The following is a 13,281-nucleotide window of genomic DNA, read 5'->3' as shown; positions in this document are numbered from 1 at the left end:
CGGACTCGGAAGCCGGTCAGGCGCCGATCAGGAACCGTCGGGGACTAACTCGCCGACTCCCGTGTCTCCGCCCGGTGTTGCGGCTGCCACGGGCGGCACAGCGCCAGGAAGCAGACCAGCGCCCCGGCCCCGCACACCAACTGCACGACGGCCATCGGCACCGCCGTCGCCTCGCCCGCGATCCCGACGAGCGGCGAGGCGACGGCGCCGATCAGGAACGACGACGTACCGATGAGGGCCGAGGCCGAACCGGCGGCGTGCGGAGTGCGGATCAGCGCCAGGGTGTTGGTGTTGGGCATCGCGAGCCCCATCGCCGACATCAGGACGAACAGCCCGGCCGCGACCGGGAGGAGGCCGGGCTCGCCGAACACCCCGCTCGTCATCAGCAGCAGCGCCAGCCCGGCGAGCACGATGACGACCAGGCCGAAGGCCAGCACCTTGTCCATGCTGACCCGGCCGACGAGCAGCCGGCCGTTGATCTGGCCGACGATGATCAGGCCGATGGAGTTGACGCCGAACAGCAGGCTGTAGGTCTGCGGGGAGGCGCCGTAGATCTCCTGCACCACGAACGGCGACGCCGCGATGTACGCGAACAGGGCCGCGAACGCGAGCCCGCCCGCCAGCAGATAGCCGGTGAAGACCCGGTCGGCGAGCAGCCCGCGCATCGTGCCGAGCGCTTCGCCGACGCCGCCGCTGTGCCGCTTCTCGGTCGGCAGTGTCTCGTGCAGCCACTTCATGACGACGAGGGTCAGCGCGATACCGACGACCGTCAGGACGACGAAGATGCCGCGCCAGTCGGTGATCTGGAGCACCTGGCCGCCGATCACCGGGGCGATGACCGGCGCGACGCCGGAGATCAGCATCAGGGTGGAGAAGAAGCGGGCCATCTCGACGCCGTCGTAGAGATCGCGCACCACGGCGCGGGCGATCACGATGCCCGCCGCGCCGGCCAGCCCCTGGAGGAGGCGGAAGGCGATGAGGAGTTCGACGGTGGGGGCCAGGGCGCAGATCGCGGTGGCGAAGATATAGACGACCATGCCGAGCAGCAGCGGCTTCCGGCGTCCCCATCGGTCGCTCATCGGGCCCACGACGAGCTGGCCCAGCGCCATGCCGGTCAGACAGGCGGTGAGGGTGAGTTGCGCGGTCGCGGCCGACGAGCCGAGTGCGCGGGTGACGGCGGGCAGTGCCGGGAGGTACATGTCCATCGACAGCGGCGGCAGGGCGGTGAGTCCGCCGAGGACGAGCGTGACGACGATGCCGGCGCGACGCGCGGCCGGGATGCCGACGCCGGTGTCGGTCTCCCTCGGGGTGGTAGCGGTGGGTATGTGTCCTTTTCGGGCCCGTGTGGACTGGCCGCCGTCCGGCATTCGCATCTCCATGTAGTTGAAACCGTCCCTATGCTCTCAGCTCCGGCCGAGTGGTCGGGACCTTTTTGTGTAAGGGGCACATATGACGGCGGAACACGGCAGGAACGGCAGGAACGGCGGGTTCGGCACGGGCAGCGGCACCGGGTCCGAGGTGGATGCCCGTACGGTGCGGTGGGGCGTGCTGGCGACCGGCGGTGTCGCGGCGACGTTCACCGAGGACGTACGGCGCATGGCGGGCGCCGAGGTCGTCGCGGTGGCCTCGCGCGGCGAGGCGTCGGCGAAGGCGTTCGCCGACCGGTTCGACATCCCTCGGGCGTACGGCGATTGGGCCGCTCTCGTCGCCGACCCGGACGTCGACGTGGTGTACGTCGCGACGCCGCACTCCGCGCACCGCGCCGCGGCGGGGCTGGCCCTGGAGGCGGGAAAGGCGGTGCTCTGCGAGAAGGCGTTCACGCTCAACTCGCGCGAGGCACGGGAGCTGGTGTCGCTCGCGCGTGAGCGGGATCTGTTCCTGATGGAGGCCATGTGGATGTACACCAGCCCGGTCATCCGGCGTATGACGGAGCTGATCGCGGACGGCGCCATCGGCGAAGTCCGCACGGTCCAGGCGGACTTCGGGCTCCAGGGCCCCTTCGCTCCGGAGCACCGGCTGCGCGATCCCGCGCTCGGCGGCGGTGCGCTGCTGGACCTCGGGGTCTACCCGGTGTCGTTCGCGCACCTGATCCTGGGCGAGCCCGACCGCGTACAGGCCGACGCGCTGCTGTCGCCCGAAGGCGTGGATCTCAACACGGGGATGCTCCTCGGCTGGGACTGCGGGGCGACGGCGCTGCTCAGTTGCTCCGTGACGGCGGCGACGCCGTCCACGGCGACGGTGACCGGCACGGCGGGCCGGATCGAGCTGCCGAGCGGCTTCTTCGCACCGGACGGATTCACTCTGCACCGCGGCGGGCGCGAGTCCGAACAGCACACCGCCCAGAGCCCGTTGGCGGGCATGCAGCACGAGGCGGCCGAGGTGATGCGGTGTCTGCGGGCCGGTGAGAGGCAGTCGCCGCTGGTACCGCTGGAGGGCAGCCTGGCGGTGATGCGCACGCTCGACGCGGTACGTGAGCGCGTCGGCGTCCGCTATCCGGCGGACGCGGTCGCCTGAGGGGAGCGGCGGGCCGGCCCGGCGGCCCGGCGGCGCGCCGAGGGACCGCGCACCCGGGCCCTCGCGCGCCCGCCCCTCGCGCGCCGCCCCGAGCCGGACGCCCGCCTCCCTCGCGCCGCCAGGGCGGTGACATCGCTGCGCCGTACGACACGGAGAGGATGACGCCACAGGGGCGCAGACCTATTGTCCATTTATGGGTTACATCGTCCGTCACGGCTGGTGGGGATCTCCGCTCGCTCCGGTGCTTGGCCGGCCCGTTCCGTCTGCCGTCGCACCGGCAGGCGGCTCGGCGCGGTGTGCCCGCCGTCACCGGCAGGAGCAGGAGGAGGAAGCCGTGATCCGGGAAGCGGCGGCTCACCGCCGTTCCGGCCCCGTTCACCGTGCCACCGCTCCCAGCGCCAAGGCCGGCTGAGCGCCGTGCCGCAGCCCGCCGACTCCGGCCCCGACTCCGGCCCCGACTTCGACTCCGGCCCCGGGCTCGGCCCCGGCCCCGGCCCCGGCTTCGGACTCGGAGACCTGGATGAACTGATGACGGAGGTGATGCGCGACACCGGCGCGTCGATCGGCGTGCTGTACCTGTTTCCGCCGGGGGTGGACGTGTTGTGGCTGACGCTGGTGTCCGGCGTGTCACCACGGGTCGCCGCGCCGTGGGCCCGTGCCCCCCTCGACATCCCCAGTCCGATGGCCGACGCCGTTCGCCGCGGACATCCGGTGTGGCTGGGCAGCCAGGAGGAGATGTCCGCCCGCTACCCGCAAGTGGGCCTTGTGGTGCCGTACGACTTCACTCTCGCCGTCCTGCCCGTGACCGGCGGACCCCGGACCTGGGGCGGTATCGCACTGTTGTGGCCCGTCCGGCACCCGCCGCGACTGCGCCCGCACGACAGCGAGGCGATCTCCACCTTCTGCCGGAAGACCGCGCGGTTGCTGGAGGTGGCCCACGACCTGGGCCGTCCGCTGCTGCCCCCGCGCGAACCGCGGATACTGTCCACGTCATCCGGCGAGGCCGACCCCTCCCGTGCCGCGGCCGCGCTCCGCTTCACCGAACGCCTTCCCGTCGGCTGCTGCGAACTCGACCTCGACGGCAGGGTCACCTTCATCAATTCCGCCGGGGCGGACCTCGTGGGCACCGGTTGGGCCGCCCTCGTGGGGAACTACCCCTGGGACGTGCTGCGCTGGCTGAACGGTCCGGCGTTCGAAGACCGCTACAGGTTCGCGGTGATCACCCGCCGGTCCACCTCGTTCACCGCCGTCCGCCCCCCGGACACACCGCTTCACTTCCAGCTCTACCCCGGTGACGGCGGTATCAGCGTGCACATCACACCGTCCCGGCAGGAGGGCGCCACGCCCCGGGAGGCCGCGCCGTCCGACGAACCCGTCGGTGCGATGGGGCTCTACCACCTGACCCATATGTCAGCCGTACTCGCCCAGGCCGTGGGTGTCCAGGACGTGGTCGATCTCGCCGCCGACCAGATCGTGCCCGGCTTCGGCGCACAGGGCCTGGTGCTCCTGATGGCCGACGAAGGCCGCCTGCGCATCATCGGTCACCGCGGCTACAGCACCGGGTTCATCGACCGCATCGACGGCGAGCCCCTGACCACGCACACCCCGGCCGCGCGCGCCCTGTCCGCCGACGCGCCCACCTTCTTCCCCACCTTCACCGACTTCCGGCACGAGTACCCCGACGCGCCCCGCTACCGGAACAGGAGCGCCTGGGCCTTCCTTCCGCTGACCGCCTCCGGCCGCTCCGTCGGCGCTCTCGTGCTGTCCTACGACCAGCCCCGCGCCTTCGCCCCGGCCGAACGCGCCCTCCTCTCCTCGCTGGCCGGGCTCATCGCCCAGGCCCTGGCCCGCGCCCGTCTCTACGACGCCAAACAGGCCCTGGCCCACGCGCTCCAGACCTCCCTGCTGCCGCACGCACTGCCCCGTATCCGCGGCCTCGACGTCGCCGCCCGCTATCTTCCGGCCGACCACGGCACGGACATCGGCGGCGACTTCTACGACCTCGTCCGCGGAACGAGCAGCATCACGGCGGCGATCGGCGACGTCCAGGGCCACAACACCGCCGCCGCCGCGCTCATGGGGCAGGTCCGCACCGCCGTCCACGCCCACGCCACCGCGGACACGCCTCCCGGCGAGCTTCTCGCCCGCGTCAATACGCTCCTCACGGAGTTGGACGCCGGGCTGTTCACCAGTTGCCTGATCGCCCGCCTCGACCTCACCCACCACCGCGTGCACCTCGCCAGCGCCGGTCACCCGCCGGCCCTGCTCCGCCACCCCGGCGGAGCCACCGAAGTGCTCCGCGTGCCGCCCGGACTGCTGCTCGGCATCGACCCCGACCGCGAATACCCCACCACCGAGTTCCCGTTACCGCCCGGCTCGGTACTCGCCCTGTACACCGACGGGCTCGTGGAAATCCCGGGCACGGACATCGAGGACATCACCAACGCCCTCGCTCTGCGCATCGGGCAGGACCAGAGCCGGGACCTCGGCCGACTCGCCGACGCCCTCATCCACGACGCCGAACAGTCCGCCCCCCGGCTGGACGACATCGCTCTGCTGCTTCTGCGTCGGCGAGCCGTCTCGTGATCGGGCGAGCCGGCGGCCACGAGACGGGCGGGGCCGGAGCCGTCGCCGACCGAGGTCGCCGAGGGTTCCGGCCCTGTCACTTCCACGCCGGGCACGGCGTGCGGGTCAGGCGTCACGCGTCAGGCGTCACGCGTCAGGCGTCAGGCGTCAGGCGGGCTTCAGACCCGGGTCGCCCGCCTGCGTCACGAAGGACCCGGCCGTCGTCAGGGGCGCGCCGGGAGTCGTGACGGCGGACACCGTCTTGAAGTCGGCGCGCGCCTGCTCGCCGCCGAGCGTGACGGTCACAAAGCCGCGCCGCCCGTTGTAGAACTTCATGTGCGGGTTGGCGGTGGTGAGGTTGTCCCAGTTGGTGGGCTTGTCCGCGCCGTCCTTGCCGCTGGTGATGGAGGTGGCGACGATCTCGGTGCCGACGGTGCGGGAGTCGGGGTCGTCGAAGTCGGCCTTGACGTCGAAGCCGTAGCCGACGTGGACGTCGCCGGTGAGCACCATCAGGTTGTCGACGCCGGCGCCCGCGGCGCCGTCGAGGATCCGCTGCCGGGAGGCGGGGTAACCGTCCCAGGAGTCCATGGAGTACTTGAAGCCGTCCCTGGGTACGTCGCGGCGCCGGGAGAACGTCACCTGCTGCGGCACCACGTTCCACAGGGCGCGGGACTGCTTCCAGCCGTTCAGCAGCCACCGCTCCTGGGTCTCGCCGGTCATGGTGCGCGCCGGGTCCTCGGACTCCGGTCCCGGGACCTGCCAGCCGTCCCCGTACGCCTGGTTGGAGCGGTACTGGCGGGTGTCGAGGATGTCGAACTGCGCGAGGCGCCCGAAGTGCAGCCGGCGGTAGAGCTGCATGTCGGGTCCGTCGGGCCGCTGCGGGGTGCGCAGCGGCTGGTTCTCCCAGTACGCGCGGTAGGCGGCGGCCCTGCGCAGCAGGAACTCCTCCGGCGGTACGTCGTTCTCCGGCGTCTCGCCCGCGTAGTTGTTCTCCGTCTCGTGGTCGTCCCACGTGACGACGAAGGCGTGCGCGGCGTGCGCGGCCATCAGGTCCGGGTCGGACTTGTAGAGGGCGTAACGCAGCCGGTAGTCCTCCAGCGTGACCGTCTCGCGGTTGTAGTGCGCGGGCAGCCGCCGGTCGGTGTAGTTGCGGGCGCCGCCGACCGCCGTCACGGCGTACTCGTAGAGGTAGTCGCCGAGATGGAAGACGACGTCGAGGTCTTCGGCGGCGAGGTGCTTGTACGCGGTGAAGTAGCCGTCGTGGTACGCCTGGCAGGAGACGGCGCCGAACCGCAGCTCCGAGATGTTCGCGGAGCGCGCGGGGGCGGTGCGGGTGCGGCCGGCCGGGCTGATCCAGTCGCCGGTGCGGAAGCGGTAGAAGTAGACGCGGTCCGCGTCGAGGCCGGAGACCTCGACATGGACGCTGTGGTCGAACTCGGGGTGGGCGGTGGTGGTGCCGCGTCTGACGATCCGGGTGAACCGCTCGTCGTGGGCGACCTCCCACCGTACGGAGACCCTGTCCCGGGGCAGACCGCTGTCGGGCTCGTACGGGCTGGGCGCGAGGCGGGTCCAGAGCAGTACGGAGGCGGGCCGCGGGTCGCCCGAGGCGACGCCGAGGGTGAACGGGTCGCTCTTGATCTTCGCGGCGTCCAGCTCGGCGGCGCTCGCGGTGCCGGCCGTGGGCAGGTTGACGGCGAAGGCGAGCGCGGCGGCTGCGCCGGTGACGGTCAGGAATCTGCGACGGCCGAACCGGGCCGCGGCGGCGCGCAATTCGGGCGAGTGCGCGGCGGCGGTCGGGCCGGCGGGCGTACCGATGCGTGCGGGTGTCATGTGATGTGCCCCTCCCCTGACGGCTGTTGTCCTCAGAGGAAGTGCAGCCGGGCGCGACGTCCGATCGTTGTCGGGTACACAACATCGAGGTGTCCACCTGATGAGTTCCCCGTTCCGTTCGCGCGCCGCTCCCGCTCCCGTACGCTGCGGCTCCATGAATGCTCTGCGGAAGATCGCTGTGGTGACGGGAGCGGGTTCGGGCATCGGACGGGGCGTCACGCTCGCCCTGGCCGGGGCGGGCTGGTCGGTGGTGCTCGCGGGACGCAAGGCGGAACGCCTTGAGGAGACGGCGGCGCTGGCGGCGGAGGCGGGCCGGGCGCGGGAGGACCTGGTGTGCGTGCCGACGGACGTGGGGCGGCCCGAGGACGTGGACGCGCTGTTCGAGACGGTGCGTGAGCGGTACGGCCGGATCGACTTCCTCTTCAACAACGCGGGCACCTTCGGCCCCGGCGGCGTACCGCTGGAGGACCTGCCCTACTCGGCCTGGCGCAAGGTGGTCGACACCAACCTCACGGGCTCGTTCCTGTGCGCGCAGGCGGCGTACCGGCTGATGAAGGAGCAGGACCCGCAGGGCGGCCGGATCATCAACAACGGCTCGATCTCGGCGCACGCGCCACGCCCGGACTCGGTGGCGTACACGGCGACGAAGCACGCGCTGACCGGCCTCACCAAGTCGCTGTCCCTGGACGGCCGTCCGTACCGCATCGCCTGCGGCCAGATCGACATCGGCAACGCGGCGACGGACATGACGCAGCGGATGCGGCGGGGCGTCCCGCAGGCGAACGGCGAGCTGGCGGTGGAGCCGGTGATGGACGCGGCGGACGTGGCGACGACGGTGCTGCACATGGCGGAGCTGCCGCTTGAGGCGAACATCCAGTTCGCGACGGTGCTGGCGACGACGATGCCGTTCGTCGGACGCGGGTAGTGGTGTCCGCCGTCCCGGTGGTGGGAATGCCCCCGCGCCCCGTGTCGTTGGCACGCGCATGAGCGAACCCACACTGACCGGCGAAATCCTCCGGTACACCGCCTTCTCGAGCGATCCCGAAGGCGGCAACCCCGCCGGTGTCGTGCTCGACGCCGCCGGGCTGACGGACGACGCGATGCTCGCGATCGCCGCCGACCTCGGCTACAGCGAGTCCGCCTTCCTGACGGCGGCCCCGGCCCCGGACGGCGTGGGTGAGCCGGGGCGGGCGCCGGGGCAGGCGCCGGGGCGGGCCTTCACCATCAGGTACTTCAGCCCGAAGGCCGAGGTCCCGTTCTGCGGGCACGCCACCGTCGCCGCCGCGGTCGCGCTGGGCGAGCGGATCGGCGCGGGGGATCTGCTCTTCGAGACGCGCGCCGGGACCGTGCCGGTGACGGTCACGGCCGCCGGGGACGGCGGTGCGCCGCGCGCCACGCTCACCAGTGTCGAGCCGCACGTCGAGGACGTCGCCGACGCCGACCTCGCCGAGGCGCTGGCCGCGCTCGACTGGCCGGCCGCCGATCTCGACCCGGACCTGCCGCCCCGTATCGCGTACGGCGGTGCCCGCCATCTGGTCGTCGGCGCGGCGACCCGCGCGCGGCTGGCCGACCTGTCGTACGAATTCGCCCGCCTCGAAGCGCTGATGCACCGACTGGACCTGACCACGGTCCAACTGGTGTGGCGCGAGTCGGCGGACGTCTTCCACGTACGCGACCCGTTCCCGGTCGGCGGCGTGGTCGAGGACCCGGCGACGGGCGCGGCGGCGGCGGCGTTCGGGGCGTACGCGCGCGAACTCGGCCTCGTGCCGCAGACGTCGGTGCTCACCCTCCACCAGGGCGAGGACATGGGCCGCCCCGGAGTCCTGACGGTGGAGCTGCGGGCGGGCGACGCGCGCGTACGGGTGTCGGGCGCGGGCGCCCTCATCTCCGCGGAGTCGGTCTAGGCCGTGTTTCAGAAGTCCCGCCTGCCCCGCGACGCCCGGCACGCACACTCTCCCCCGTAGCCCCCGAGGGGCACGGGAGGTATGTCGCCCAAGTACACCCAGTACGGGAGCGATCCTCCGCCTTGCGATCGCACGCACCGACGCCAGTCATCAGCCGCTCCGCGGCGGGCGCGCGCCCCGCCCTGCGGGCGGACGGCGCTACTTCTAAACCACGGCCTGGCGACCGGACCCGTCCGGTGGCCGGTCGATCCTCGACCGGCCACCGGCCACCGGACGGATCGGCGGCTTCGGCTACGTCGTCTCCTTCGGGTCGGCCACCCGTGCGTACCAGCTCTCCGCCTCGTCCCGACCGAGGACGCGCTCCAGCACCAGATCGCCGCTCATGCCGGGGAAGTACCGGCCGGCGGGCCAACTCCGTTCGTACGGGGGCGGGTCGAGGACCAGCAGTCGCGTGCCGTCGACGACGGGTATGTCGGACGGAGTTCCCTCGTTCCAGATCCAACTGCCGTCCGGAGCTCCGAGGTTGTACGTGCCGGTGGTAAGGATCTGCCCCTCCTTCTCCCGGCACACGGCTATCGCCTCGGCGCTCGGGCTCTCGCCCGGCACATGCAGCCCGCCGACGAGCGCCCCGGCGAGCAGCGTGTGGAGCTGGAAGTTGTCGCCGATGCCGGTCATCCGCATCAGATATGCGGTGCGTGTCGCGCGGTGCAGGACGATCAGCGGCTCGTCGTCCAGCACGCGGAGCGCGTACACGAGACTCTTGAAGTCCTCGCCCGCGTCACCCGCCGCCGACTGGACCCGCTCCACGAGGGACCTCAACTCGCCCCCGTCCGAGGCGATCCGCCGCCGCACGGCCTTGCTGCCGAGCAGTGCGAGCGCCGCCATCCCCCACTGGGGCAGCGTCCACCAGCCGAGCGCGGGCCCGAAACCGGCACGTTCGACCGCCCGGTCGTCCAGCTCGTCCCGGCCCGGATCGGGCAGCTCGCCGCCGCCGGTGGCCGCCCACCGCTCGGTGAATTCGAGGGCGGCGGTGAATGCCTCCCGCACCGCCGCGAAGAGTGCGGGCGCGCATGGTACGGGGTCGGCGCCGCGCTCGACACAGGCGCCGACGAGCACCGCGGTCACCGCCCGCGGCCCCGGCGGGACATGCTCCAGCAGCGCGGCCAACCGGGGCGCGCCCAGGCGGAGTTCGTCCGGCCCCGCCTCCTGGAAAGCCTGGTGGACAAGCGGGAAGGCGCGGTCGCAGCGCTCGCCGTCCTGATCGCGCACGGCGGACTCGAGCGCACTCAGGGCGTCGGTGAATGTGTGTGGTGCCGAGGTCATCGGGAAACCCTATGCGACGGTCACAACCGCGTGAGTGTCGCGCCCGGTCGACGCGAGGAGCGGCGAGTCGTGCTCTATCTCGTGCTCGATCTCGTGCTCGTTCGCGGCTGACTCCTCCGCTCCCCTCGCACTCATCTCACTCCTCCGGCTCGCGCTGCTACCCGCGTCCCCCATCCCGCCCGCCTATGCTCACGGCATGGAGCAGAGCGAGGTCCTGAAGCGCGTGATCGGCATCCTGACGCAGGCCGGTGACTGGCAGCGCCGACTCGAGGAGGACACCGGTCAGGAACAGGACATGGACGCCGAGATGGGTGTCGTGACCGAACTGCTCAACGAGACGATGCCACGGGTCGAGGTACCGGCCGACGCGACCCCGGAGGAGCTGAGCGCCCTGCTCGGCCGGGAGGTCGGCGGCGCCGTGGAACAGCTCGTGGGGGCGTTCACGCTCGCCTTCGTGACGCTGGCCCGCGTGCACGACGCCGGCGGCCCCGATGTCTCGTCGGCGGACATCCTCCAGGACCTGGCACTGCGCGCCGAGGAGATCTGACGGTTCCTGGGGAACTGAACGTCGCCCGAGTCCAGTTGGTGAGGGCGCGGCGCACGGCGCGTTCGGGTACGGGCTCACGGCTCAGGCACAGGAACCGGCGCTACCGTCGGCCCCTGTCCCGCTTCTGAGCCGAAGGAGCCCCGATGTCATCTCCCCACACCCGCAGGCCCGTTGCCGTCCCTTCGCGCCGCGATGTCCTGCGCCGAGCCGCCTCGCTGGCCGTCGCCGGCCCCGCGCTGACGGCCCTCGGCGGTACGGGCGCGACCGCCGCCACGAGGACCGCCGCGTCGCTCGACTTCGAAGGCGTCACGCTCAAGGTTCTGTGCAACACCCCGCACCTGTCCATGTACAACAACTTCCTGGCCCCGGCCTGGCAGCGGTTGACCGGTGGCACCTTGCAGGCGAGGGCCGTCGACTACACCCAGTTGGCGGACACGATCATCCAGGACGTACGGAGCGGGACCGCCGAATTCGACTGTTTCGATTACTACTACTACATGCTGGGGTCGATCGCGGACGCCGGAGCACTGGTCGACCTGACCCGGTGGATCGCCGCGCAGGACGACCTCGACACCGGTGACTTCCTGCGGTCCGTCTACGACCCGTACACCGTCCACCGGAACCGGCGCTACGGCCTGCCCTACGACGGCGACCAGCACCTGGTCTTCTACAACGAGGAACTGCTCGGCACCTACGGGCTCGAGCCCCCGACGACTTGGGACGAGTACGACGCCGCGGCCAGGACGATCACCGAGGGCGGCGGTGGCGCGTACTACGGGGCCGTCCTGACGGGCCAGCCGGACCCCCTGGTGCTGGGCCCCGCCTTCATCAACCGGCTCGTCGGCCACGGCGGCGACCTCGTCAACCGCGCGGGCCGGCCGACCCTCACCACGGACGCCGCGCTCGCCGCCGCCCAGCACCTGATCGACATCGCACCGTACGCGCTGCCCACCCCCACCGAGACCGGCCTGGGCGCCGCCACCGACGCCTTCCTGACGGGCCGGGCCGCGCTGGTGGAGACCTGGACGGGCCTGGCGCAGCGGGCCGCCGACCCCACGCTGTCGAAGATCGTCGGCAAGTGGGGCGTGACGGCGCTGCCGCTCGGCGGCGGCAACACCCGCCGCCGCACACCGCTCGACGGGGGCTACGGCCTCGGCGTCTCCGCCGCGTCCAGGAACCGCGACGCGGCGCTGGAGTTCATCAAGTGGGTGACCAGCGCGGACGAGATGCTGCTGGAGACCACCCAGAAGAACAGCGCCATCGACCCCAACCGCACGAGCGTGCTCCACTCCCCCGCGTACGCCGCGAACACACCGCTCGCCGCCGACCTGATCCGCTCCGGCCTCGACGGCCCCACGATGATCTGGCCCCACGGCCCCGCCGACCCCGACAACCTGCAACGCCTCGTGGACCAACTCGCCCTGGCGATCGAGGACAAGCAGAGCGCGCCCACGGCACTACGGAACGCGCAGGCGTCCTGGCGGCTGTAGCCCACGCCCGAAAGCACACGGGTGAGAGCGTGCCGGTGAAACTCGAACGCCAGGCTCAGGCGCGGGTGGCAGATCCGGGTTGGCCGGCGCCGCTGTTCCGATCGCCAGGATGTCGGCGTGTCCCTCGTCCAGGACCCGTCGTGCCACCGCCTTCTGGTGCGGTGTCCGTTGGCCACCACGGTAAGGCCGGTGGCCTTGCGAGCGAGGTCGCTCGCCTCGGGGTCGCACGGCGGAGGGCCCCGCCGGCCGGTCGCGGAAGCGGTTGCCCTGAGCGAGGGCTCCGAAATGCATCAGTCGCAGAACGATGCGCGCTCCGGCCGCGTGTGCCCGCTGGACCGTGGGCCGCCAGGCCGCGGCCTGCGCGTCGTCGGTGATTCCCGGTTGAAGCCGGTACCCAGGAGGCGACGTGTTCGCGGCTGATCCTGACCGCTTCTTCGACGTGGTCGGTGAGGTCATCGAAACTGTCGGTCTTGATGAGAGTCCGTTCTGGGGGCAAGTCCGCGGTCAGACACAGGGTGAGAGCATCGATGCCCGGCATGTCGAGTTCATGGGCACGTAACGCACCCCAGAGTCATTGCTTGCATGAGCATGTACCCTTGCTCAAACACCAGCCCCCGAAGGACGCGCTCATGGCAACCTCACCCCGCACACCTTCGCTCATCTCCGACCAGGCGATCTGGAACCGCGTGCTGACGCTCCACGCGCACGTGGAACGAGAGCTCAGCCGGGCAATGCAGCGCCAACACGGCATCGGCCTGTCCGAGTTCCTTTCGCTGGAGCACCTCGACCAGTCCTCGACGAACGAGTTGCGCATGCAGGACTTGGCCGACAGGGTCGGTCTCGGCCAATCCTCCATAACCCGACTGGTAGGACGGCTCGAAACCGCCGGATTCGCCTACAAGGACCTCTGCCCGTCGGACAAACGGGGCGTCTACGCGGTCATTACGAACGAGGGGCGACAGCGCTACCAGGAGGCACGCGCCACCTATGCGGAGGTCCTCTCCTCCTCGCTGAACGCCTTCACCGCGGATCCCGAACTCGGCCCGATCGTGCAGGCCCTTCGCGGGGCCCACAGTCACGGCTGACCGAGCCCCACCAGCGGTCGCCA

12 protein-coding genes are annotated in these 13,281 nt (G+C 71.6%); 8 read left to right on the top strand and 4 right to left on the bottom strand.

Annotated elements, in window-relative coordinates; translation table 11 throughout:
• Positions 1 to 44 precede the first annotated feature (44 nt).
• Positions 45 to 1,367, bottom strand: a complete 1,323-nt coding sequence (locus OG329_RS31515) for a multidrug effflux MFS transporter (RefSeq protein ID WP_405802121.1) — start codon at positions 1,365 to 1,367, stop codon at positions 45 to 47.
• A gap of 82 nt (positions 1,368 to 1,449) precedes the next feature.
• Between OG329_RS31515 and OG329_RS31510 the strand changes: the two genes are divergently transcribed.
• Complete coding sequence (locus OG329_RS31510) at positions 1,450 to 2,514, top strand: Gfo/Idh/MocA family protein (protein WP_405799778.1); 1,065 nt, start codon at positions 1,450 to 1,452, stop codon at positions 2,512 to 2,514.
• Positions 2,515 to 2,931: 417 nt separating this feature from the next.
• Positions 2,932 to 5,100, top strand: coding sequence for a SpoIIE family protein phosphatase (locus tag OG329_RS31505; RefSeq protein ID WP_405799777.1), 2,169 nt, complete (start codon positions 2,932 to 2,934; stop codon positions 5,098 to 5,100).
• 147 nt (positions 5,101 to 5,247) lie between these two features.
• On the opposite strand, the gene OG329_RS31500 is transcribed toward OG329_RS31505, so the two are convergent.
• Positions 5,248 to 6,909 (bottom strand): alkaline phosphatase D family protein, encoded by a 1,662-nt coding sequence (locus OG329_RS31500; protein WP_405799776.1) that lies wholly within the window; start codon positions 6,907 to 6,909, stop codon positions 5,248 to 5,250.
• A gap of 154 nt (positions 6,910 to 7,063) precedes the next feature.
• On the opposite strand from OG329_RS31500, the gene OG329_RS31495 reads away from it, so the two are divergent.
• The gene (locus OG329_RS31495; protein ID WP_405799775.1) at positions 7,064 to 7,834 is read left to right on the top strand and encodes an SDR family oxidoreductase; all 771 of its coding nucleotides are present in this window, start codon (positions 7,064 to 7,066) and stop codon (positions 7,832 to 7,834) included.
• A 58-nt stretch (positions 7,835 to 7,892) separates the two neighbouring features.
• Complete coding sequence (locus OG329_RS31490) at positions 7,893 to 8,813, top strand: PhzF family phenazine biosynthesis protein (RefSeq protein WP_405799774.1); 921 nt, start codon at positions 7,893 to 7,895, stop codon at positions 8,811 to 8,813.
• A gap of 291 nt (positions 8,814 to 9,104) precedes the next feature.
• Here OG329_RS31490 and OG329_RS31485 read toward each other — a convergent pair whose 3' ends face one another.
• Together OG329_RS31485 and OG329_RS31480 are read right to left on the bottom strand one after the other, a co-directional pair.
• Positions 9,105 to 10,136, bottom strand: a complete 1,032-nt coding sequence (locus OG329_RS31485) for a hypothetical protein (RefSeq protein WP_405799773.1) — start codon at positions 10,134 to 10,136, stop codon at positions 9,105 to 9,107.
• Between the two features lie 9 nt (positions 10,137 to 10,145).
• Positions 10,146 to 10,271 carry a hypothetical protein gene (locus OG329_RS31480; protein WP_405799772.1) on the bottom strand — a complete coding sequence of 42 codons (126 nt, stop codon included), beginning with the start codon at positions 10,269 to 10,271 and terminating at the stop codon, positions 10,146 to 10,148.
• Between the two features lie 61 nt (positions 10,272 to 10,332).
• On the opposite strand from OG329_RS31480, the gene OG329_RS31475 reads away from it, so the two are divergent.
• The 4 genes from OG329_RS31475 to OG329_RS31460 all read left to right on the top strand — a co-directional run bounded on the left by OG329_RS31475 (position 10,333) and on the right by OG329_RS31460 (position 13,258).
• A complete protein-coding gene (locus OG329_RS31475; protein WP_405618642.1) occupies positions 10,333 to 10,683 on the top strand; it encodes a hypothetical protein in 351 nt (116 codons plus the stop codon).
• A 143-nt stretch (positions 10,684 to 10,826) separates the two neighbouring features.
• The gene (locus OG329_RS31470) at positions 10,827 to 12,173 is read left to right on the top strand and encodes an ABC transporter substrate-binding protein (RefSeq protein ID WP_405799771.1); all 1,347 of its coding nucleotides are present in this window, start codon (positions 10,827 to 10,829) and stop codon (positions 12,171 to 12,173) included.
• Between the two features lie 406 nt (positions 12,174 to 12,579).
• Positions 12,580 to 12,732, top strand: a complete 153-nt coding sequence (locus OG329_RS31465; RefSeq protein WP_405799770.1) for a hypothetical protein — start codon at positions 12,580 to 12,582, stop codon at positions 12,730 to 12,732.
• A gap of 70 nt (positions 12,733 to 12,802) precedes the next feature.
• On the top strand, positions 12,803 to 13,258 hold the full coding sequence (locus tag OG329_RS31460; protein WP_405799769.1) for a MarR family winged helix-turn-helix transcriptional regulator: 456 nt from the start codon (positions 12,803 to 12,805) through the stop codon (positions 13,256 to 13,258).
• The last annotated feature ends 23 nt before the right edge of the window (positions 13,259 to 13,281 follow it).

It is taken from the genome of Streptomyces sp. NBC_01506, from assembly GCF_045040295.1.
Lineage (GTDB): Bacteria > Actinomycetota > Actinomycetes > Streptomycetales > Streptomycetaceae > Streptomyces.
This window is presented reverse-complemented; position numbering and strand designations above follow the sequence as displayed.

Bases quoted from the DNA above. Each gene is read 5' to 3' on its own strand.
- OG329_RS31460 (WP_405799769.1), top strand. From the start codon at position 12,803: ATGGCAACCTCACCCCGCACACCTTCGCTCATCTCCGACCAGGCGATC.
- OG329_RS31515 (WP_405802121.1), bottom strand. From the start codon at position 1,367: ATGCCGGACGGCGGCCAGTCCACACGGGCCCGAAAAGGACACATACCC.
- OG329_RS31470 (WP_405799771.1), top strand. From the start codon at position 10,827: ATGTCATCTCCCCACACCCGCAGGCCCGTTGCCGTCCCTTCGCGCCGC.
- OG329_RS31500 (WP_405799776.1), bottom strand. From the start codon at position 6,909: ATGACACCCGCACGCATCGGTACGCCCGCCGGCCCGACCGCCGCCGCG.
- OG329_RS31510 (WP_405799778.1), top strand. From the start codon at position 1,450: ATGACGGCGGAACACGGCAGGAACGGCAGGAACGGCGGGTTCGGCACG.
- OG329_RS31475 (WP_405618642.1), top strand. From the start codon at position 10,333: ATGGAGCAGAGCGAGGTCCTGAAGCGCGTGATCGGCATCCTGACGCAG.
- OG329_RS31495 (WP_405799775.1), top strand. From the start codon at position 7,064: ATGAATGCTCTGCGGAAGATCGCTGTGGTGACGGGAGCGGGTTCGGGC.
- OG329_RS31485 (WP_405799773.1), bottom strand. From the start codon at position 10,136: ATGACCTCGGCACCACACACATTCACCGACGCCCTGAGTGCGCTCGAG.
- OG329_RS31490 (WP_405799774.1), top strand. From the start codon at position 7,893: ATGAGCGAACCCACACTGACCGGCGAAATCCTCCGGTACACCGCCTTC.
- OG329_RS31480 (WP_405799772.1), bottom strand. From the start codon at position 10,271: ATGAGTGCGAGGGGAGCGGAGGAGTCAGCCGCGAACGAGCACGAGATC.